This window comes from Rhodocytophaga aerolata, from assembly GCF_030503435.1.
GTDB classification, from domain to species: Bacteria; Bacteroidota; Bacteroidia; order Cytophagales; family 172606-1; genus Rhodocytophaga; species Rhodocytophaga aerolata.
In genome coordinates this window covers 63100-83587 of the sequence record NZ_JAUKPO010000005.1, presented here as the reverse complement: position 1 = coordinate 83587, position 20488 = coordinate 63100, and the positions used below count along the sequence as shown (strand labels likewise).

Below are 20488 nucleotides of genomic sequence, written 5' to 3'. Positions count from 1 at the left end.
AAAATAACCTTTATAGGGGTACAAATAATGCCTGTAAATCTCAAAATATAGGGTCGAAATATTAAAGATGTAAAAATATTTACATGGATGGGTTAAAATAGTAATTTGCGACAGCAGCGATTGAAACATCCAACCCTGGGAGTGGTATATGGCTAGTTTAGTAGAAAAAGTATCTTTTGCTACCAAACAGTTTTGGACTATGGTTATGTTGTAAGAGCCTGACTATAATGAACTGACATCTAACATTTTATAATTATAAATTAACTTAATAAATAAGTAGGACTAGCGATTGCTCAAGAGTAAAAGGAGTTACAAAATGACCTAATAAAGTAATTTATTACAACATCTATAAATAAATATTTTTCGAAGAAAAACTGCATTTTGCACCTTATATATGATTCTATCTCTACAAGTTATAAAAAAAACCAGAAGTGCCTTTTTTGTCTTATCATTCAGCTGCTTTTACCTGCAAAGTTTTGCGGCTACCTTCACCTCCAGTGCCGGAGGCGGCAACTGGACTTCGCCTACTAGCTGGGCTTGTACGACAGGACCTTGTGGAGCATTTCCTGTAGCAGGTGATGTAGTTACTATTAATAGTGGTATTACTATAACCACTGCTGTCTCTGTGGGTAGTTTCACGATTAATTCTGCCGGTTCGCTTACTATTGGTACGGCTACTGCAAATTCAGGAAGTTTAACTTACAGTGGAAATTCTGAGGTAAATAGAGGTAGGCTGATCGTTAATGCAGGAGGCACCCTCCGCGACACCTATACCGGCTCTTATCCAGGTGGCACCGCTGTATTGAAAATAAATGGAGGATCAGCGGCCATTCCCGCTTTGCAGATAACAGGTTTAACAGAAATTTCTAATCTAACTATTGGTGTTACTGATGTAGGAAATGTTGACACTTACTCATTAATTAATTCTGCGGGAAATGTATTAGTAAAAAATGCATTTACGATGAACAGTGATAATGGGAGAGATGCTAGGCTTGTATTAGAAGGATTATTAGTAGTAAAAGGACAATTTAGTACATCAAATAGTGGAGCTAATATTAGCACATCTGGTTTAGGAAGCTTTTCAGCACAAGGCGGTATAGGAAACGGAAATCCTGCAAATACAGTAGTTGGTGCAAATACAACAGTAGGTGTTAATTATTGCCAGGCATCCAATCCCTGTAGCGTGTCCACAGGAGATTGCCCAAATGTTTGCACAAGGATAATTAACTCTCCACTTCCTATCGTATTACTCAGTTTCAAAGCCATAGCAGAAACCACAGCCAGACAAGTAAGGCTACAATGGATTACGGCCAGTGAAGAGAATAACGGCTACTTTGTAGTGGAACGCAGCAAAAATGCACAGGAATTTGAAGAAATCGACAGACTAAACGGAAAGGGAACCACTGCTTTAACAACTACTTATGCCATAGTAGATGAAAAACCGTTAGCGGGAATAAGCTACTACCGTCTGAAGCAGGTAGATATAGATGGAAAGTTTTCCTATTCCAAGTCTGTATCGGTTACGTTAGAAACATCCGGAATTGTAATTTCACCTAACCCGGTAACTGGTAAGCGGTTTACAATCTCCTGGGCGTCTGCAGTACCTGAAACGGATATTGCTATATTCAATCAACTTGGGCAGCAGGTATACGCACAGAAAATTTCAGGTGGCGACCGCAGCGAGTATACCATTGCCATAGATGAAGAGCTTACCAGGGGTGTATATCTACTAAAGATCCGGGCAGAGGGGCAGCAATTAACGCATAAGCTACTCATACAACATTAACTTCTAAAACGACCTGGCAGGTTGCCAGCTGAATTTCGTAAAAAACGGCATCTTGTTTTTCAGGCGTAGAGATTTTTCTTCTACGCCTGATTCATTTTATGGGAAGAATACAGGAATTACATATGCATGAGGATATACTTTATTAGAAATGAAAAGGCCAGACTATAAGTCCTGGTCGTCAGTAAACTTAGGAATCCAATTATCCGTAGTAGTCATCACATTTTAATTAACTGAACAGGAGTATTTTACTTCCTGTTTTTTATGTATGTAAACTAACTACTTCCAATAATGAACAAGCACCTTATTACATGTTTAACAGCCATCTTGTTATTATTTAATTCATGTGCCAGAAATCCGGTTACTGGCAAAAGAGAGTTAAGTTTAATGTCTACTGAACAAGAGATTGCGATGGGAAAGGAAGCTGACCCACAAATAGTCGCACAGTTTGGCTTGTATGAAGACTCGGAGCTACAGACTTTTATCAAAGAAAAAGGTCAGCAAATGGCGGCTATTTCTCACCGCAAAGACCTTAAATATGAGTTTAAAGTAGTGGATTCCCCGGTCGTCAATGCATTTGCAGTACCTGGTGGATATGTGTATTTTACCAGGGGTATTATGGCACATTTCAATAATGAAGCAGAATTTGCTGGTGTCTTAGGCCATGAAATAGGCCATGTTACAGCCCGGCACTCAGCAAGGCAGCAGAGTAAGACAATGCTTGCCCAGCTGGGACTTATTGCTGGTATAATCGCGGCTCCTCAACTGGCGCAATATGCAGAAGCTGCACAGCAGGGGCTGGGCTTACTGTTTCTAAAGTTTGGCCGCGACGATGAACGGGAATCTGACAGGTTAGGGGTAGAGTATTCGACAAAAATCGGATACGATGCCCAGGAAATGGCCGGATTTTTTAATACACTCAGTAGAGTAGGGGGCGACCAGCAGGAAGCTATCCCTGATTTTTTATCTACACACCCTAATCCGGCAGACCGTAACCGGACAGTGAAAAAACTAGCGACCGAGTGGCAACAAAAAGTAAATGCTACCGACCTGAAAGTGAACCGCGATTCTTATCTGAAAATGATTGATGGCATTATCTATGGAGAAGATCCTAAACAAGGCTATGTAGAAAATGATGTTTTTTACCATCCGGTACTCAAATTCCAGTTTCCGGTTCCCAGGGGTTGGGCCTTGCAGAATAGCCCTCAACAAGTACAAATGGTGCCTAAAGATGGGAAAGCCCTTATGTTACTGATGCTGGCTCCGGGAAATTCTCTGCAAGCCGCTGCCGAATCTTTCCTGCAAAATTACCAGATGGTTCCGGTGGAATCAAAAAATACGACTGTAAATGGGTTGCAGGCAATAGCCGTAGTGGCCGACCAGCAAGCGCAACAGGATCAACAAGCACAGCAGCAACAACAGCAACCGGCTGTTCGGGCACTTATGTACTTTATCGAATATGGAGGCAATGTTTACAACATGATGGGCCTTACTTCCGCTGCTGACTTCAATACCTATTATCCGGTGTTTAATGCCAATATCACCAGCTTCCGGCAACTGACAGATCAGGCAAAAATTAATAAAAAGCCTAATCGTATCCGGATAAAACCGGTAAAACAAAGTGCTACCTTATCCAAAGCGCTTACGGCCTTAGGCGCTAAAAATGATCAACTTAAAGAACTGGCCGTATTGAATGGAATGCAACTGAATGACAAAGTGCAACAAGGTACACTGGTAAAAGTATTAGAGCAGTAAGAGGAACGAATGCTACAAATGCCTTATCTGGTTTGTATCCGGATAAGGCATTTTTGTTAAGTACAATCAAGTTAATTTGATGCTGGATTACATTAACTTTATACTCAATAGTTAATTTTAGCCGAGATGATTGTACGCGAAACCCCTGAAAGCTTTATTCTGATAGCCCAACACACCCATGCTACTCTATCCGGGCAGCTGGCTGAGCATTGGAAGGAAGAATTTTTCTGGCAGCAGCCCCATACTCCGGAGGTATTGCTGGCTATCTATCAGCATGACCGGGGGTGGATATCTCTGGACGAAGTGCCTGCTTGGGATGTACAACATGCGCAGGTTTTTTCATTTATCGGCTATCCGCTGCAAACCAAACTACTTCATTATACCAGGGGTATAGACGAGGTAGAGGCCATGAATCCCTACGCAGCCCTGTTATGTAGCAGGCATTATTGTTCATTTATGCGTGAAGAAAATATACAAGAAAAAGAGTTTGTGGAGCAAGAGCTTAAACGGCAGCATACCTTAATAGAACGTATGCAGCTGGACGATCCGGCAAAGCAACAACTGGCGGATTATCATTTTCGCATCCTGCAGCTATTCGACGATCTCTCTTTATATGTATGCATTAACCAGCCTGGCGTATCTAAAGATGAAGAGTTTCCTTTTTTCAAAAATGGATTTAAAAACTCTGATAAATTTGCCTTTACCCATGGCAGAAAGATAGAAGCCTATTGGAAAAATATACATACCGTAAGCCTATTGCCCTTTCCGCTTTCCAGGGAGTATACCGTGGCTGTTCCATATAAAGAAGTAAGTAAAAAAGATATACAACAAAGGGGGCTGGCTGAAGCTTACCAGATTGCCCCGCTACAAACGTATCAGGTAAATATAACCTCTTGAATAGGGGGAACTGGTAGCTTATAGATTCCTTCGGATTTCTTTCTGTGGTGAAATTTACAAGTACTAACCGGCAACAAAGAGGTAGACTTATGCCAGCTTCTCGTTTAATACTTTTTTTACCAGTTCCACCGCATTTTTAACACCCAGGCGTTTCATCATGTTCGCCCGGTGATTATCTACGGTACGTATGCTTAAATTAAGTTTTTCAGCTATTTCACGGCTGCTGTCACCATCTATAATAAATTTTACGATGGCTTTCTCTTTCTTAGACAGTTTAGGCTTTTTAAGCTTACTCTTCTCGGTGTCTTTTACTTTTTGCAGATATGAAGATACAATAATATGGGATACCGACGGACTAAAGTATTTTTCTCCTCTGGCTACTGTTTGTAAAGCACGCAGCATTTCGTCGCGGGTAGTATCTTTCAGCAAATACCCATAAGCGCCCACTTCCACGGATTTCAGGATATAATCTTCATTGTTATGCATGGAAAGCATGAGTGCCTTGGTGTGTTTATGGTATTTGCTTAGCTCTTCGGCTGCTTCAAGGCCATTCATCACAGGCATAGCAATATCTATCATCAATACATCTGGCGACAACTCTTTTACTTTGGCCAAGGCTTCTGCCCCATCCTGGGCTTCTCCCACTATTTCTACTTCCGGAGAACTTTCCAGCAACGACATGATGCCGTTCCGCACAATGGTATGGTCGTCTGCCAGCAATACTTTAATCTTGTTCATGATAGAGAGTAATAAAAGGAATTTTTACGTGTATCCCTGTGCCTTTGCCTGGCTTAGTGGTAATTTTTAAATCTCCGTTAATAATAGATGCCCGTTCTTTCATATTACTGATGCCTGCCGAGGGACTATCTTTCCCGGGTTTACCTGCAAATTCATCATACGCAAATCCCTGTCCGTTATCATCTATTTTTAAGTGAATATATTTCTTTTTCAGCGAAAGTTCTACGGTTACCTCACTGGCTTTGGCATATTTAATGGCATTATGAATAGCTTCCTGGGCTATGCGGTACAAACCGATCTCCACGTTTTTTGCCAGGCGTTCGTTGGTCCAGTTATTGGTAAAGGTAATTGTAATTCCGGCACTGGCAGCTACCTGGTTAGCTAATAATTTAAGAGCCGAAGCAATACCAAAATCACTCAATACGGCAGGCATCAGATTAAAGGAGATTGTGCGGGCTTCGGTAATTGTCTGGCTGATCAGGTGACGGAGATTAGTTAGGTTTTGCTGTCCTTTCTCAGATTCGTCTACCCAGTCGCCTACTTTTTCGATGCCAAACTTCAGGGCTGTCAGCATTTGCCCCAGTCCGTCGTGGATGTCACGGGCAATGCGTTTGCGTTCTTCTTCTTGCCCTTCTATTAAATACGAAGTGCGGACTTTTTGTTCGGTTATTTCCTGCTGATGTCTCTGCGTGGTAGCCTGTAGCAAGGCTTCTCTGGTTTCTTCCAGCGACTGATTCAAACTGAGTAACTCCTCATTCATTTGTTTGGTCTGTTGTTCGGATTCTATTAGCCTCTGGATGGTATGCCGGATTTGGTTAACGGCGGGTCTAAAAATAAACAAACCTTCCAGCAATAGAACGAGTAGCGTACTTATCAGGAGAATAGTTTCGATCCGTTGTGAGGCATTGACCCGTTGTATGGCTTCTGCATCATATTCGAAGACTATGTTGTCCATAGTCTGTAAATAGGCCCGTTCATGCCTGAGTATCTGCTTCAGGTTTGGTTCAATGGCCTGATAGGTAGGAGAAGCATTAGTGGAATACAAATGAATGATTTGCTGCACATGGGTAAGCATGGTACTGAAATGCGGTTCAATACCGGCAAACATCCTGCGGATAGAATCACTGTTGTTTACGGGTGTTTCCACAGAAGGCAGATATCCGTTTTTTAAGCCCTGGTGACTCCTTTCCCATCGCTCTACATCCATTTTAAGATCCGATATGTACAGCGGCATCTGGGAGGTGTCTGTGGCATGTGCGAGTAACAGCACAGTTTTACTTATTTTCTGGCTTAACATCCGCTGCCTGCCGGCAATATTAATTACTCTGGAATCGCTTAATTGATTACGTAAGGAACGCTGAACCAATATCTGCCCTCCAATAGATAATAAAGCTACGGCAGTGAGTGCCAGTAAGTAGAGTCTAGTGATTTTCCGTAAAACAGCAGGGTCTGGGGAATGAAACACGTATCAGCGCTGTAAAGTAAAAAGTGATAAATACAATAGATTTGAAATAGCAGTATAAATTATTTGAAACATAGGTAACTTACAGTATATCGCAACTAGAAAGTTTTATTATTTATTCTATAATGGCTGTATATCCTTCGAAGGAAATTCGTTTTTTAGTTCAAGACAAATGAATCTAGGTAGCTATAAAATTGCTCAACAGCTCAAGACCAGAGGTCTGTTTGCTTTCATTGAATTGAGTGTTGAGTTAACACAGGCGTATTCGACTATAGAAATTACCTATGAAGCTCAACTAGATCGTACATGGAAAATAGCCATAGAATTTGGAGCCAGCTATTTTTTACAAAACATAAAAGTCTCTAATAAGCATACCAGGGGAATAAAAATATGTATTAAGCAATTTCATGGGAATGAGGTAGATACAACTTCTGTATTAGTTTCAATTGTTACAATAAAAGCATTGATGGATGCTTTGAAAGTAGACATTTACAAAGAACCATTTATTGATACAGCTACCCTGATCTATGGTTTTCCCTTATAATTGCATGTTAACATAGAATGTATTCCAAGTAGCGTCCATCCAACCCATCAATGCCCCTCTGCAGGCCCGACGTTAATATATACAAAGCCCTCTTCCACTTTTACCGGATACACTTGAATAGCATATTCTTCTCCATTCAGATTCTGCCCGGTAACCAGCGAAAAGCTTCTTTTATGTAACGGACAGGCTACTTTTGGTTCTCCACAGGTATCGCCGATCAACCCCCGGGACAAGACCATCTGCATTTTGTGCGGACACATATTCTGGCTGGCATACCACTCATTAGTCGCTTTAAAATGATATACGGCTATCTGCATGCCCTTGTATTGTACACAGGCACCTCCATTTACTGAGAAAGCTTCTACCGGGGCAGCTTTAAACCAATGAGTAGCTGGTTGAGTATTGGTGATTACATGGCTTTCCATACAATATTGATTAATGATTATTGATGAATGATTAGAAATGAATATTGAATGTCCAACAAGGAAACGCGAGTTCAGCGAAGCTAATGACGAATACGGAAGTAATTATAGATTTCCTTCAATATTCATTGTTCCTTGTTGATCTGTTCGATATTTTTTAATAGAACTAATGACTACTGTCCAATAACAAACTACCTGCTCCAGCCTACAGGCACTTTCTGGCCACGTTCTTCCCGGAACTGGATCTGCGGATCGGCTTCGTCGGAGTTAATAAAATGCTTAAAGCGTTGGCGTAGTTGCGGATTGTTTACCACTTCTCTCCATTCACACTGATACGTTTCTACCAGAAATTCCATTTCTTTTTCCAGTTGCTCGCCCATGCCCAGTGAATCATGTACAACCACTTGCTTCAGGTAGTCGATGCCGCCTTCCAGTTTGTTGAGCCAGGTGGCGGTACGGGTAAGGGGTTCAGCCGTTTTGATATAGAACATCAGAAAGCGGTCTATGTATTTAATGCAGGTTTCCTTGTCAATATCAGAAGCTAATAGCTGGGCATGCTGCGGTTTAGCACCGCCGTTGCCACAGACATATAAGTTCCAGCCTTTTTCGGTAGCAATAATGCCAAAATCTTTGGATTGCGCTTCGGCACATTCGCGTACACAACCGGAAACCGCACTTTTAAGCTTATGCGGTGCCCGCAATCCTTTGTAGCGTTCTTCTACTTCAATAGCAAACGTAACCGAATCTTGCACGCCAAACCGGCACCAGGTTGAACCCACACAGCTTTTTACGGTCCGGAGAGATTTTCCATAGGCATGACCACTTTCAAATCCGGCATCAATTAACTCTTCCCATATATCTGGCAACTGATCTACCCGGGCACCGAATAAATCTATCCGCTGGCCGCCGGTAATTTTGCAGTATAAGCCATATTTCTGGGCTACCTGTCCAATGACTATTAACTTTTCAGCTGTAATTTCTCCTCCGGGAATCCGGGGAACCACCGAATAGGTACCACCCCGTTGAATATTGGCTAAATACTGGTCGTTGGTATCCTGAATAGTGGCTTGTTTCAAAATCATCTCATTCCAGATACTGGCCATCATGGAAGCAACAGCCGGTTTACATACCTCACAGCCGTGGCCTTTTCCATATTCCTCAATTAAATTATCGTAGGTACGTATGCCACTGATCTTAATAATGTCGAATAGCTCCTGGCGGGTATAGGTAAAATGTTCGCAAAGCACTTTCCGCACTACTTTTCCTTGAGCCTTCATGGTTTCGGTAAGCAGATCGTTTAGCATGGGAATACAACCGCCACAACCTGTGCCGGCTTTGGTACATTTCTTTATGTCTTTTATGTCACTCAATTCTCCTTCTGTAATAGCCGAACATAATGCCCCTTTGGATACATTTTCGCAGGAACAAATCAAGGCTTCATCCGGTAAACTCATTACACCGCTTCCTTGTGCACCTTCACTGCCGCCACGGGCACCCAGTATCATATCTTCAGGATTGGGAGGAAGCAGTATATTATTTTTGGCCGTTTGCAGCAGCATGTTATAGCTTTCTGCTTCGCCGACCAGAATGCCGCCAAGTAAACGCTTGCCATCTTCCGAAATATTTATCCGCTTGTAAACTCCCTTTACTTTGTCTTCCAGTACAATGGTGCGGTGCTTAGTACTAGTGCAAAATGGATCTCCGAAGCTGGCTACATCTACCCCGATCAGCTTCAGTTTGGTAGACATATCATAGGCTGTAAAGGTTTTGTTGTTGCCAGTCAACTGACTAACCACCACATCGGCCATTTCATAACCCGGGGCTACCAGTCCGTAAATCATTTGTCCATGCAAGGCACATTCGCCAATAGCAAAAATATCTGCATCACTGGTTTGTAGCGAATCATTTACCACAATGCCTCCTCTGGTCCCGGTAGCTAACCCGGATTTTATAGCCAATTCATCCCGTGGTTTTATTCCGGCCGAAATAACCACCATGTCTACCTCCAGAAAAGTACCATCGGTAAAAATCATCCCCGAAATACAGTTTTCCCCTTCAATAGAAGCGGTATTTTTAGTTAGATGTATGCCAATGCCTAAGCTTTCCAGTTTGTTTTGTAAAATGGTAGAACCTGCCTCGTCCAGTTGCCGGGGCATTAAGCGGGGAGCAAATTCCACCACGTGGGCTTCCAGTCCTAAATCCAGAACGGCTTTGGCTGCTTCTAGTCCGAGTAACCCCCCTCCGATAACAGCGGCTTTCTTGGCTTTTTTGCTATAACTGATAATAGCTTCCAGGTCTTCAATGGTGCGGTAAACAAATACACCATCTTTTTCTACTCCTTTAATAGGAGGAACAAAGGCTCCGGAACCAGTAACCAGAATAAGTTTATCATAGGATAAGATGCGTCCATGCTGGGTAGTCACGGTTTTGGCAGTCCGATCAATAGAAATGGCCAGTTCTCCGGTCAGGAGGTTGATGCCATTTTCTGCATACCAGCTGGCTGGTGCCATAGTGAGTTCTTCAACAGTAGTGCCGGAAAAATAGGCGCTTAAATGCACCCGGTCGTATGCCGGACGGGGCTCTTCTCCAATAACGGTGATGTTGAAAGCTTTTGAGGTGGATTTTGCCACAAGTTTTTCGCAAAACTTATATCCCACCATGCCATTGCCTATAACTACTATATTCATCATACAAGGTTGTTTGGTTACTGGTTAATTACTACTTATGCTAAAACTACTTATAAAAATAATACACGTCAAATTTATAGCCCGTTTTCAGGAAAAGTTTATATAAATTCTTAAAACAGGTTAAATTTTAAACCTATATTTTGAGAATATATATTATTTCAAAATTTTGCACTTGAAATTTTATGGTGTATTTCAATAATAGTATATCTTTGTGAAAGTAGTTTTTGAGTAGGAATACTTAAAAATTTTCTACTCATCAATGAATTAACTTTTGTTTGTTACTGTATTATCTCTTAAAGTAGGTGCGTGTTGATAGTTTCGTAAAAGCGTCCTGCCTGTTTTATTTTTTCTTTTAACGTTTACCCTTTTTACCTATGAAGACTCCTAAACTCACGTTAGTTGGTGCAGGCCCTGGCGATCCGGAACTGATTTCTCTGAAAGGAATAAAAGCTTTGTCGCAAGCAGATGTCGTGCTCTATGATGCATTAGTGAATGCGGATTTGTTGGACTATGCACCGGCAGATTCTATCAAAGTGTTTGTTGGCAAAAGGTTAGGTAAATGTGAATATGCCCAGAAGGATATTAATGATCTGATTGTCTATTATGCTTTGCATCATGGGCATGTGGTGCGGCTAAAAGGCGGCGACCCATTTGTGTTTGGCCGGGGCTACGAAGAAATTACGCATGCCAGAGGATTTCATATAGAAACACAGGTAGTTCCGGGAATTTCCAGCTGTATTGCAGTGCCGGAACTGCAACATATTCCGCTGACTTGCCGGGGCGTCAATGAGAGTTTCTGGGTATTAACCGGCACTACCATGAATCACGAATTATCCAAGGATATTCACCTGGCAGCCCAGACATCGGCAACCTTAGTGATTTTAATGGGCATGAAAAACCTGCGGCAAATAGCCGGTATCTTTCATGCGTGCGGAAAAGCCCAAACGCCGGTAGCTATTATTCAGCAAGGCACCTGGGCAGAGGAGAAAATAGCTGTTAGTACCATGGACAACATTGCTGATTTAGCCCAGGAGCAAGGATTAAGCAACCCGGCAGTAATAGTAATAGGAGAAATAGTGTCGTTGCATCCGCAGTTTGTAAGGGAGGAAGTGGCGAGAAAATTTGCTTGATAGAGGCAATTTATTGATTAGAATTAGTTGCTAGGCATAGTTCAAATCTATGATCTATGCTTTCACTTTCAAAGCTTTGTTTTGGTGCCTAATATGACGAACTGAGCAAAGAATTAATTAGTGCTAATCTGTTAATATTTTCAACGCTTGCTCTAGCTTCGATTTTGTAAAGCCATACCGGAAGCTAGTTCTTACCCAATACGGCTGTTGCTCTGGGAGAATTCTGGGATCATCATCTAAAATGCAGTACTTGGTTACTTCAGGATATATAGCTAACCACGATTGGATTTCTTCGCCACGGGTGGGGTATTCACTTATTTTTTTGGAAGACGAGCGGAACCTGGGAGTAACATCAAAAATTTCAAATTTTACGCCTCTGGATTTAAAGAATTCAGGCACACCTACCGTATCTGCCAGATAAAATCGCCAGGTAGAAGAAAGTACTACTTTGGCTCCCGTTTGCTTAATTAATAACTCAAAATTAGCCAGGCACCTGGGGCAAAAATGGGCATGTCCTTGTTTATCCCGCCAACTATCCCTGTTACGCTCCAGTTGCAGTAAATAATGCTCTGTTACTAGTACGCCATCAATATCCAGAAATACGACTTTCATACAATAAAATTAGTCAGAATTATCCCTCAATCATAAGTGGCATAAATCCTAAAGTTCTAGCAAACATGCATTCATAGTATGATCAGTATCATTCTTTCAAAAAATATGCGTTCGCGACGGTAGGTAGAAGGTAAAAATTCTATGTCTGGCGAAACACGGATGGGTATTTTTCTTATTTTGGGTTACAGACACCTATGCTATGAAAAACATCTTTCTTATCTTATTCTTAGTTGTTGCTACAAGTTGTTCCACCCGGATGTATACCGTTAATAATGCTCCCATTTACGCACAGCCAACTGCCACTGCCGCTACTTTGGGAACTGTACCAAATTATACTCCTGTTAAAGCAAAGCAAAAACAAGTAATTGACCGGAATGTGTGGTACTATGTAACCCTTCCTCAACAAAAAGGATTTATAGAAGGGAAAAACCTGGTGGTAAGTAAAAATCTAAATTCAGCCAATACCTTTACTCCTGCTAGGTAATGCATAAGATTACTGTATAACAATTATCTTATGCGATGTGCTGTTCTAGCCATTCTATTCCTTTCGTATATAAGGCAATTGCTAAATTTACCCGTTTATCAAAATCTATATTGCCGGTAAAGCCTTTTTCGGTGAACCCATGGATTAACCGGATATTTTCTGCTACGGATATATCCTCCACTACTTCATCCGATTCGGCACGATAAGCGGCATACGCTTCATCTGTCGCATCAAAAGTCTGGGTAAGGAAACTGCCATCTGGCTGGATAACGGCACAGAGGATACCACTGGCTTTGGCGATAGAAGGGGCAAGCGTACCCTCTAGGCCCCGTTTTAGTACAATTACCGCAGAAAAGCCGGCCATAGCAGCCAAGGAAATCATCTTTTCCATATAGGTGATATGAAAAACGGACGTAATCAGAATTTTTGCGCCACAAGGGTTCAATACTTTTTCTAATGTAGCCAGAAAGGGTCTTTTAAAAATGAGTTTCCGGCGGTCTACCCACAGATCTAAGGCAGGAGACAAGGTGCCCTGGTCAATTACCCAGCCAAATGCAGGAGGTCTCTGCGTGAGTGATTGTATAGTATCAATAAAAGTGCCTCCCAAAGCTTGATATATATCTAAGGCATTTAAGGTTAATTTAGGTCCGGATGATCTGCCTGCTGTAACAACAACCGGGTAGCCCTTTTGCCCAAATGCGTGCGCCAACAAAGGCGTAAGTAGATAAGAGTGTTCCACTCCGTCGAAAGGCTCGGCAAGTTGGATAGTGGCCCCTAAATTTGAGGGTGTTTTCTGAAAATCACGTGAAAAAGTAGAAAGTACCGCTTTATAAAATCCTGCATATTCTTCATCGGTTTCATACCGGATTCGAAGCATACTTACGGCCATTCCCCGGAAAGTTTCTCCAGGTTCATCCGAAAACAGGTACCTGCCTAACGTTTCCGCTTCTTCTACAGGTAACGTCTCTCTGCCCAGTAGTTTTACCCCAATGGGTTTCATATAGCCGGGGGAATCTACGCACAGATGATCATAGAGGGCATTTAAGTTACCAGACTCACCGCAAATCTGCTGTAATAGTCTTTTTTCGTCCTCGGTTGGGCCTTTAGCCATTAATGCCCCAAAAAATGCACCCTTCTGAATAGATATAGTATTCTTTTCTGAAAGATAGGCTAAAATTTCCTCCAGCAGTGGAGGAGATAATGGCTTACTGCCATGTTTGCCTATTCCTATAATCTTGATGCCCTGTACCAGCGGATTCTCGGAAGACGAATGAAGTGTATGCATAGTGCAAGTATATAGAGAATTATCTATTTTTTAGTATACACGATTTAGAATAAAATATTACTAATTTGAATTATACCTATATTTTATAACGCATTTTAAAGAAAATTACATATTATTTAAAAATTTAGGTTAAAATTTTAGGTACTTATTTTCATCTTAAGTATAATTACTCAAAAATAGGGTTAAAATTTATGGGCACTGTTCTTAAAATTAGTTTGTATGGTAATTTATACTATTTCGCTGAACCGCCTTTATCCACATATACACTTATTCCTGAAATTTACCCTTTAACCATCGCATAGTTCATGAAAAAAGCTGCCTTTAAAAAAGCCGAAAGTATTAATCTGTTTAACCTGTCTACACCCAGCATGCGGGCCTTTCATATTACCTGGCTCACCTTTTTTATCTGCTTCTTCGGGTGGTTCGGTATTGCTCCGCTAATGGCCGTTGTCCGGGAAGAGCTTCACCTGACCAAATCTCAAATAGGAAATATTGTTATTGCCTCTGTTTCTATTACCATATTTGCCCGCCTGTTTGTAGGCTGGCTTTGCGATAAAATAGGTCCCCGCATTACCTATACGATTATGCTGGCGTTTGGTGCCATTCCGGTGATGTGTATTGGATTCAGCAACAGTTATGAAAGCTTTTTATTATTCCGCCTGGCAATTGGGGTAATTGGAGCTTCCTTTGTGATTACGCAGTACCACACGTCGGTGATGTTTGCCCCAAACATTGTAGGCACGGCTAATGCCACTACGGCCGGTTGGGGAAACCTGGGCGGCGGGGTTACACAAATGGTAATGCCGCTGATTTTTGCCGCTTTTGTAGGAGCCGGCTATACGAGTTCAGAAGCCTGGCGCTTAAGTATGGTCATTCCGGGACTTGGGCTACTGATGATGGCTTTTGTCTATTATTTCTGCACCCAGGATACCCCGGAAGGAAACATTGCTGACCTGCGTAAAACGGACCCGGCGTATAAAGCCAAAGCAGGCGATGCCGAAGGCAGTTTCTGGCGTGCTTGCCGCGACCACCGGGTATGGGTGTTGTTTCTGGCTTATGGTGCTTGTTTCGGCATCGAAATTACCATTGATAATATTGCGGCCTTATACTTTATAGATAACTTCCAGTTAGGCATTAAAGAAGCGGGACTTATTGCCGGGTTGTTTGGGTTTATGAACCTGTTTGCCCGTGCTCTGGGTGGGATGTTCAGCGATAAAATTAGCAAAAAGTCAGGTTTCAAAGGACGGGTGATAATACTGGGTATATTCCTGTTGCTGGAAGGTTTAGGCATCATGCTCTTCTCCACCATGACCTACCTGCCATTTGCCATTGCCGCCATGCTGGGGTTTGCCTTGTTTGTGAAAATGTCGAATGGTGCTACCTATGCGGTGGTGCCGTTTATTAATAAAAAAGCGTTGGGAGCTGTGTCTGGTATTGTGGGGGCCGGGGGGAATGTGGGAGCTGTACTGGCAGGCTTCTTATTTAAAGCAGAGGATGTTTCTTACCGCGATGGCTTATTTATTATCGGAATTGCGGTAGCTGTTACAGCCTTTATTTCTCTGCTGGCTATGCTCCCGGTATTTAATACAAACCCTGCCGAATCTGCAGAACCTGCACTGCAACCGGTATTAGCAGGCAAATCCACTGTTGAAAGATCTAAATAATTTATAAAGAAAAACCCTGAAAAGATCTGCCAATCCTTCAGGGCCAATGTTTAATTGATCATTTTAAATTATTACTAACTTAAAACAGTACAAACGTATGCAAAAAAAGTTACATAGCCAACTTTTGGTTGGGCTAGTATTCCTGTTACTGTGTTGTAGTTCTGTACAGGCACAGTTCTCGCTAACAGGGCAGCTCCGCACCCGCTCAGAACTCCGCGATGGTCAGGGAACCCTATCAGGGAAGAAGGCAGTTCCTGCTTTTTTCACTTCGCAGCGCACCCGGCTCAATTTTGGCTACACCGGCCACCGCTTTAAATTATTTACCGCTGTGCAGGATGTACGGGTATGGGGCCAGGATGCCTCTTCTATCAACCGCACTACCGTAGACGCCAACGATGGACTACTAATCCACGAAGCCTGGGGAGAAATTATGTTACTAGATACCAGTGCCGCTCTGGAAAATCTTTCTTTAAAAATTGGCCGGCAGGAACTGGTGTATGACGATGTACGCTTACTGGGAAACCTGGATTGGTTGCAGCAAGGAAGACGGCACGATCTGGCTTTACTGAAACTGGAAGATCACGGTTGGATGGCACACCTGGGTGTGGCTTTTAACCAGAACCGCGAATTAAAATCAGGAGGTGTCTACAACGGAACTCCATCAGGCTATGCGGCCGGTACTAATGGCATCGGTGCCTTATATAAATCCATGCAGTTTTTGTATCTGGGCCGCAAACTCCAGACTGGGAATGCTTCTTTCCTTTTCCTGAAAGATGATTTCAATAAATATCACATGGAAGAAGCTACTAAAGTATATGACAGGGGAGTATGGAGCCGCTTTACCACAGGTGCCTATCTTTCCACAACGGCATTAAAGAAAATAAGCCTGACGGCCAGTGCTTATTACCAGGGAGGTAAAGACAAAGATGGAAAAAACATGAATGCGTATCTGCTATCGGCCTACACCTTATACCCGGTAAGTAAAAACTTAAACATAGGTCCGGGAATTGATTTTACATCCGGAAACAGTGGCTCGGCTACCGGCAACACCAACCGCCAGTTTGATCCGTTATATGGCACACCGCATAAATTCTGGGGAACCATGGATTATTTCTATGTAGCGGATGGCTTTGGGAAAAATGGCCTGGTAGACTACTACCTCAGAAGCCGCTACAAAGCTAGTTCTAAATTACTGCTATCCTTAGATGCACACCAGTTTACGTCTTCAAATAAAGTAACCGGCGGCGATGGAGTAGAGCTAGACCGGAATTTTGGGACAGAACTAGACTTTACGGCTACATATAGCCTGACTAAAATCATCACTATTGAAGGTGGCTACTCCAGTTTCTTTGCTACGCCAACCCTTGCTTCTTCCGGAGTAAAAAATGTAAACAATGCCGGTTTACAAGCCAACTGGGCATACCTGATGATCAATATCAAACCGGATTTCTTCAGTAAGTAATACGGGTGTTTCTTTATCCAGATAAGCAATTAGTTCAATTAACCTTTCTTCTACTCAGATACTTATGAAACGCATATATTCATCTTTATTTACCTTATGGTTGGTGCTGATGTTGCTGCACATCTCTACCTCCTGTAGCAATAGTTCAGCTACGGACAATGATACATCTTCTGCGGAAGAAACAACTGCCACCGCTTCTAAAAAAATTACTTTAGGCATTATTCCACTAACCGATTGTGCTCCTTTAGTAATTGCCCACGAAAAAGGATTTTTCAAGAAATACGGCTTAGAGGTAGAAATCTCTAAAGAAGCTTCCTGGGCCAATGTCCGTGATAAAATTTTAACCGGTGAACTCGATGGAGCCCATTGCTTATTCGGAATGCCTTTCTCTGTCTACACTGGCGTGGGCGGAAAAGCTGGTTCCGAAATGCACATTGCCATGATTCTGAACAACAACGGACAGGCCATTACCCTTTCTAAAGACTTTTGCGGAGATGTTCCTTTTCAAAAAACCGATGGTGTAGCGGCGGCTGTAGAAAAGATGAAAACGAAAAAGGAACCCACCTTCGCCATGACTTTTCCTGGCGGTACACATGATATCTGGTTGCGATACTGGCTGGCTGCTTCCGGTGTTGATCAGAATAAAGTAAAAATTATTACCATTCCTCCGCCACAAATGGTAGCCAACATGAAAGTGGGTAACATGGATGGATTTTGTGTAGGCGAACCCTGGAACCAGGTAGCAGTAAAACAAGGCATTGGCTTTACCCATGTTTCTTCGCAAGACATCTGGAAAAACCATCCGGAGAAAGCTTTGGTGGTGAACAAAGAATTTAGCGGAACCCGCCGGGAAGACATGAAAAAAGTAATGAAAGCTGTACTGGAAGGCTCTATGTGGCTGGATGACATGAAGAACCGGGCTGAAGCAGCCGAAATCATCGGCAGACCTTCGTATGTAAATGCGCCAGCTAAAGAAATTGAAGCCCGCCTGATGGGAAATTATGATCTGGGTTGCGACTATGGTACCCACACGTATACAGACGATTATATGTTGTATCACAATAAAGGAATGGTGAACTACCCACGCAAAGCGCATGGCATCTGGTACCTGAATCAATATGTACGCTTCAATTATTTGAAACAAGCTCCCAATTATAAAGAGGTAGCAGACAAACTCATTTTGCAGGATGTATATGCGGAAGTAGCTAAAGAAATGGGTATTGTCCTTCCGGAAGATGATATGCAGCCATTCACCATAGACCTGGACAAAGCTACCTTCGACCCAAATAATCCGGATGGCGGATTAGCTAAAAAGTAATGAATAATGAATATACACCATTTTCATCTTAAGCCTTGTTTCTGATAACAGCCTTCGCAAAAGCCGCCTTATACAATCTTTGGTATGGGGAGCAGGTTTGTGCGGATTGTATACAGCGGTGTTGGGAAGGCGGGGCCTGTCCGGCCCTGGAGGACAAAAGTTTCCGGTAAGAACTGCTTTTAATACTGATACACAAATCTTTGAATAATATTAATTCATTAATAAGAAACCTTCTAGCCATGAAAAGTCAAACAATTGCAACGGATATAGAATTAGAATCTTCGGAAGTTGCCACCCGGATTTGGGATAATAACCTGGTAAAAAAGCTAACAGCTTTCGGCCAATCTTCTGCCTTTACTTTAGGCGGATTTGGTATACTGCTCCTCATTTGGTACATCATCAGTAAAATTACCACTGATGCCTTGCCTGGGCCTTATGCTACCTTGTCTGTACTTTGGGAAATGCTCAAAGATCCTTTTTATGATTATGGACCCAATGACAAAGGTATTGCTTTGCAGCTTTTCAGTTCACTAGGAAAAGTATTTTTAGGTTTTGGATTGGGCTCATTGGTAGCTATTCCGGTTGGCATTGTGATGGGGGCTAATGCTTTTTGTAAGAAACTCTTTTATCCGATAGTACAAATATTAAAGCCAGTATCTCCGCTTGCCTGGTTTCCCATCGGATTAGCCGTATTTCAGTCTGCCGGTACCGCTACCATCTTCATCATCTTTATCACCTCCCTGTGGTCTACCTTGATCAACACCGCTTTTGGTGTGGGTTCCATTCCTGATGATCATAAAAATGTAGCCAAAGCTTTCGGTTTCTCCACCCGCCGCTACATCACCAAAATATTGATTCCCTATAGCCTGCCTCATATTATTACGGGCCTTCGCTTAAGCATCAGTGTAGCCTGGCTGGTAATTGTAGCTGGAGAAATGCTGTCTGGTGGGTTGGGTATTGGCTTCTTTGTATGGGATAGCTGGAATGCGCTGAGTTTAGAAAAAGTAATCTCCGCTATTCTTATCATCGGTCTGGTAGGATTGCTCTTAGACAGGCTATTCACCCTTCTGGAAAAAAGATTTTCCTATGCAAGTTAGTCAATTGTCATTCATCATTAAACATTCGTCATTCCCATGAGCTACGTAGAGATAAAAGATATGGAGATTGCCTTCTCCACACCCAGAGGCAAATTTATAGCTGTAAAAAATATTAACCTTGAGATAGGTAAGGGAGAAATTGTATCTATCATTGGCCATTCTGGCTGTGGCAAATCTACCATCATGAATGCCATTGGCGGCATGGTCACCCCAACAAAAGGGACCGTTACTATACAAGGCAAAGCTATTAAAGGTCCAGGTCCGGACAGAGGCATTGTGTTTCAGAATTACTCCCTGCTTCCCTGGTTATCGGTGTATGAAAATATCTTCCAAGCCGTAGATGCTGCCTTACAAACTACATCTGAAGTGGACAAACGGGAGATTGTGGAAAAATATATTCGCATGGTAGGCTTATCAGCTCACCGGGAGAAACTACCCAAACAAATCTCTGGTGGTATGAAACAGCGGGTGGCCATTGCCAGAGCCTTTGCTATTAACCCGGATGTACTATTACTGGATGAACCATTCGGTGCCTTGGATGCCCTCACAAAAGGTTCTATGCACATTGAATTGTTAAAACTCTGGAACCTCGATAACCGCAGTAAAACCATCGTGATGGTAACGCATGATATTGAAGAAGCCATTTTCCTTTCCGATAAAATCGTAGTCATGACTGATGGTCCCTCAGCTACTATCCGGGAAATAGAAGATGTGCATCTGCCCAGGCCCAGAAACAAAAAAGACATTGTGAATATGCCTGAATACAAAACCATCCGTGAACGCCTGCTGAGCTTATTAATGGACAAAGTAGAAATCGACGCCACAGACTTCTATAAAGGTCCAAAAGTGGAGTTAGTGTAGGAAATAGCTAGTATGAGATTCACTTTGAGAGTAGTGCTTACCTATACGTTCACTTACTTTCTTTGTCATTGCTACAAAGAAAGTAACAAAGAAAAATCTAGGAAAAACAATGCTTCCTGGCGCATGGCATACGCACACCCCGCTGTTTTTCCAGGCCTACCCGCATGGAATAGTTCTCTAAAGTGCGGTGGGTGGTGCAGCAACAGTGTGGCCTATTTTGGCCTGTGGGCGAGCCGGAGGATTGTGGGATTGGCCTATCCAAGCATACAATAGGCTTTGTTGGTGCT

Annotated in this window: 17 protein-coding genes; 11 read left to right on the top strand and 6 right to left on the bottom strand. The window is 42.5% G+C overall.

Translation table 11 applies throughout. From position 1 onward, the window contains the following. Positions 1–394: 394 nt before the first annotated feature. From Q0590_RS10915 to Q0590_RS10905, 3 genes are all read left to right on the top strand, one after another. A complete protein-coding gene (locus tag Q0590_RS10915; protein WP_302037570.1) occupies positions 395–1786 on the top strand; it encodes a T9SS type A sorting domain-containing protein in 1392 nt (463 codons plus the stop codon). 288 nt (positions 1787–2074) lie between these two features. Then, the gene (locus tag Q0590_RS10910) at positions 2075–3538 is read left to right on the top strand and encodes a M48 family metalloprotease (RefSeq protein WP_302037569.1); all 1464 of its coding nucleotides are present in this window, start codon (positions 2075–2077) and stop codon (positions 3536–3538) included. Positions 3539–3664: 126 nt separating this feature from the next. Further along, on the top strand, positions 3665–4435 hold the full coding sequence (locus Q0590_RS10905) for a DUF3891 family protein (RefSeq protein ID WP_302037568.1): 771 nt from the start codon (positions 3665–3667) through the stop codon (positions 4433–4435). Between the two features lie 87 nt (positions 4436–4522). Here Q0590_RS10905 and Q0590_RS10900 read toward each other — a convergent pair whose 3' ends face one another. Together Q0590_RS10900 and Q0590_RS10895 are read right to left on the bottom strand one after the other, a co-directional pair. Next, on the bottom strand, positions 4523–5173 hold the full coding sequence (locus tag Q0590_RS10900) for a response regulator transcription factor (protein ID WP_302037567.1): 651 nt from the start codon (positions 5171–5173) through the stop codon (positions 4523–4525). Then, complete coding sequence (locus Q0590_RS10895; protein WP_302037566.1) at positions 5160–6638, bottom strand: ATP-binding protein; 1479 nt, start codon at positions 6636–6638, stop codon at positions 5160–5162. The genes Q0590_RS10900 and Q0590_RS10895 overlap by 14 nt, the downstream gene beginning before the upstream one ends. A gap of 169 nt (positions 6639–6807) precedes the next feature. On the opposite strand from Q0590_RS10895, the gene Q0590_RS10890 reads away from it, so the two are divergent. Beyond that, positions 6808–7179, top strand: coding sequence for a hypothetical protein (locus tag Q0590_RS10890; RefSeq protein ID WP_302037565.1), 372 nt, complete (start codon positions 6808–6810; stop codon positions 7177–7179). A 47-nt stretch (positions 7180–7226) separates the two neighbouring features. Here the strand turns inward: Q0590_RS10890 and nirD are convergent, their stop codons facing one another. Continuing rightward, complete coding sequence (gene nirD, locus Q0590_RS10885) at positions 7227–7604, bottom strand: nitrite reductase small subunit NirD (protein ID WP_302037564.1); 378 nt, start codon at positions 7602–7604, stop codon at positions 7227–7229. A gap of 188 nt (positions 7605–7792) precedes the next feature. After that, positions 7793–10291 carry a nitrite reductase large subunit NirB gene (nirB, locus tag Q0590_RS10880; protein WP_302037563.1) on the bottom strand — a complete coding sequence of 833 codons (2499 nt, stop codon included), beginning with the start codon at positions 10289–10291 and terminating at the stop codon, positions 7793–7795. A gap of 371 nt (positions 10292–10662) precedes the next feature. Between nirB and cobA the strand changes: the two genes are divergently transcribed. Beyond that, positions 10663–11418: a uroporphyrinogen-III C-methyltransferase gene (gene cobA / locus Q0590_RS10875; RefSeq protein WP_302037562.1), complete on the top strand. Its 756-nt coding sequence runs from the start codon at positions 10663–10665 to the stop codon at positions 11416–11418. A gap of 123 nt (positions 11419–11541) precedes the next feature. Here the strand turns inward: cobA and Q0590_RS10870 are convergent, their stop codons facing one another. Beyond that, complete coding sequence (locus Q0590_RS10870) at positions 11542–12030, bottom strand: HAD domain-containing protein (protein ID WP_302037561.1); 489 nt, start codon at positions 12028–12030, stop codon at positions 11542–11544. A 199-nt stretch (positions 12031–12229) separates the two neighbouring features. On the opposite strand from Q0590_RS10870, the gene Q0590_RS10865 reads away from it, so the two are divergent. Then, positions 12230–12514: an SH3 domain-containing protein gene (locus Q0590_RS10865; protein WP_302037560.1), complete on the top strand. Its 285-nt coding sequence runs from the start codon at positions 12230–12232 to the stop codon at positions 12512–12514. Positions 12515–12542: 28 nt separating this feature from the next. Here the strand turns inward: Q0590_RS10865 and Q0590_RS10860 are convergent, their stop codons facing one another. After that, positions 12543–13799 carry an anthranilate phosphoribosyltransferase gene (locus tag Q0590_RS10860; RefSeq protein ID WP_302037559.1) on the bottom strand — a complete coding sequence of 419 codons (1257 nt, stop codon included), beginning with the start codon at positions 13797–13799 and terminating at the stop codon, positions 12543–12545. Between the two features lie 305 nt (positions 13800–14104). Here Q0590_RS10860 and Q0590_RS10855 point away from each other — a divergent pair, with 305 nt between their 5' ends. From Q0590_RS10855 to Q0590_RS10835, 5 genes are all read left to right on the top strand, one after another. Next, positions 14105–15463, top strand: coding sequence for a NarK family nitrate/nitrite MFS transporter (locus tag Q0590_RS10855; protein ID WP_302037558.1), 1359 nt, complete (start codon positions 14105–14107; stop codon positions 15461–15463). A gap of 97 nt (positions 15464–15560) precedes the next feature. Beyond that, entirely contained in the window at positions 15561–16925 is a 1365-nt protein-coding gene (locus Q0590_RS10850; RefSeq protein WP_302037557.1) for an alginate export family protein, read from the top strand. A gap of 64 nt (positions 16926–16989) precedes the next feature. Beyond that, entirely contained in the window at positions 16990–18243 is a 1254-nt protein-coding gene (locus Q0590_RS10845) for a CmpA/NrtA family ABC transporter substrate-binding protein (RefSeq protein WP_302037556.1), read from the top strand. A 239-nt stretch (positions 18244–18482) separates the two neighbouring features. Next, on the top strand, positions 18483–19340 hold the full coding sequence (gene ntrB, locus Q0590_RS10840; RefSeq protein ID WP_302037555.1) for a nitrate ABC transporter permease: 858 nt from the start codon (positions 18483–18485) through the stop codon (positions 19338–19340). Positions 19341–19376: 36 nt separating this feature from the next. Next, a complete protein-coding gene (locus Q0590_RS10835; protein ID WP_302037554.1) occupies positions 19377–20201 on the top strand; it encodes an ABC transporter ATP-binding protein in 825 nt (274 codons plus the stop codon). Positions 20202–20488: the final 287 nt, after the last annotated feature.

Excerpts from the sequence above, each read along its gene's own strand:
- Q0590_RS10890 (WP_302037565.1), top strand. The coding sequence starts at position 6,808 with ATGAATCTAGGTAGCTATAAAATTGCTCAACAGCTCAAGACCAGAGGT.
- Q0590_RS10915 (WP_302037570.1), top strand. The coding sequence starts at position 395 with ATGATTCTATCTCTACAAGTTATAAAAAAAACCAGAAGTGCCTTTTTT.
- Q0590_RS10900 (WP_302037567.1), bottom strand. The coding sequence starts at position 5,173 with ATGAACAAGATTAAAGTATTGCTGGCAGACGACCATACCATTGTGCGG.
- Q0590_RS10860 (WP_302037559.1), bottom strand. The coding sequence starts at position 13,799 with ATGCATACACTTCATTCGTCTTCCGAGAATCCGCTGGTACAGGGCATC.
- cobA (WP_302037562.1), top strand. The coding sequence starts at position 10,663 with ATGAAGACTCCTAAACTCACGTTAGTTGGTGCAGGCCCTGGCGATCCG.
- Q0590_RS10855 (WP_302037558.1), top strand. The coding sequence starts at position 14,105 with ATGAAAAAAGCTGCCTTTAAAAAAGCCGAAAGTATTAATCTGTTTAAC.
- ntrB (WP_302037555.1), top strand. The coding sequence starts at position 18,483 with ATGAAAAGTCAAACAATTGCAACGGATATAGAATTAGAATCTTCGGAA.
- nirD (WP_302037564.1), bottom strand. The coding sequence starts at position 7,604 with ATGGAAAGCCATGTAATCACCAATACTCAACCAGCTACTCATTGGTTT.
- Q0590_RS10870 (WP_302037561.1), bottom strand. The coding sequence starts at position 12,030 with ATGAAAGTCGTATTTCTGGATATTGATGGCGTACTAGTAACAGAGCAT.
- Q0590_RS10845 (WP_302037556.1), top strand. The coding sequence starts at position 16,990 with ATGAAACGCATATATTCATCTTTATTTACCTTATGGTTGGTGCTGATG.
- Q0590_RS10850 (WP_302037557.1), top strand. The coding sequence starts at position 15,561 with ATGCAAAAAAAGTTACATAGCCAACTTTTGGTTGGGCTAGTATTCCTG.
- Q0590_RS10905 (WP_302037568.1), top strand. The coding sequence starts at position 3,665 with ATGATTGTACGCGAAACCCCTGAAAGCTTTATTCTGATAGCCCAACAC.
- nirB (WP_302037563.1), bottom strand. The coding sequence starts at position 10,291 with ATGATGAATATAGTAGTTATAGGCAATGGCATGGTGGGATATAAGTTT.
- Q0590_RS10865 (WP_302037560.1), top strand. The coding sequence starts at position 12,230 with ATGAAAAACATCTTTCTTATCTTATTCTTAGTTGTTGCTACAAGTTGT.
- Q0590_RS10835 (WP_302037554.1), top strand. The coding sequence starts at position 19,377 with ATGAGCTACGTAGAGATAAAAGATATGGAGATTGCCTTCTCCACACCC.
- Q0590_RS10910 (WP_302037569.1), top strand. The coding sequence starts at position 2,075 with ATGAACAAGCACCTTATTACATGTTTAACAGCCATCTTGTTATTATTT.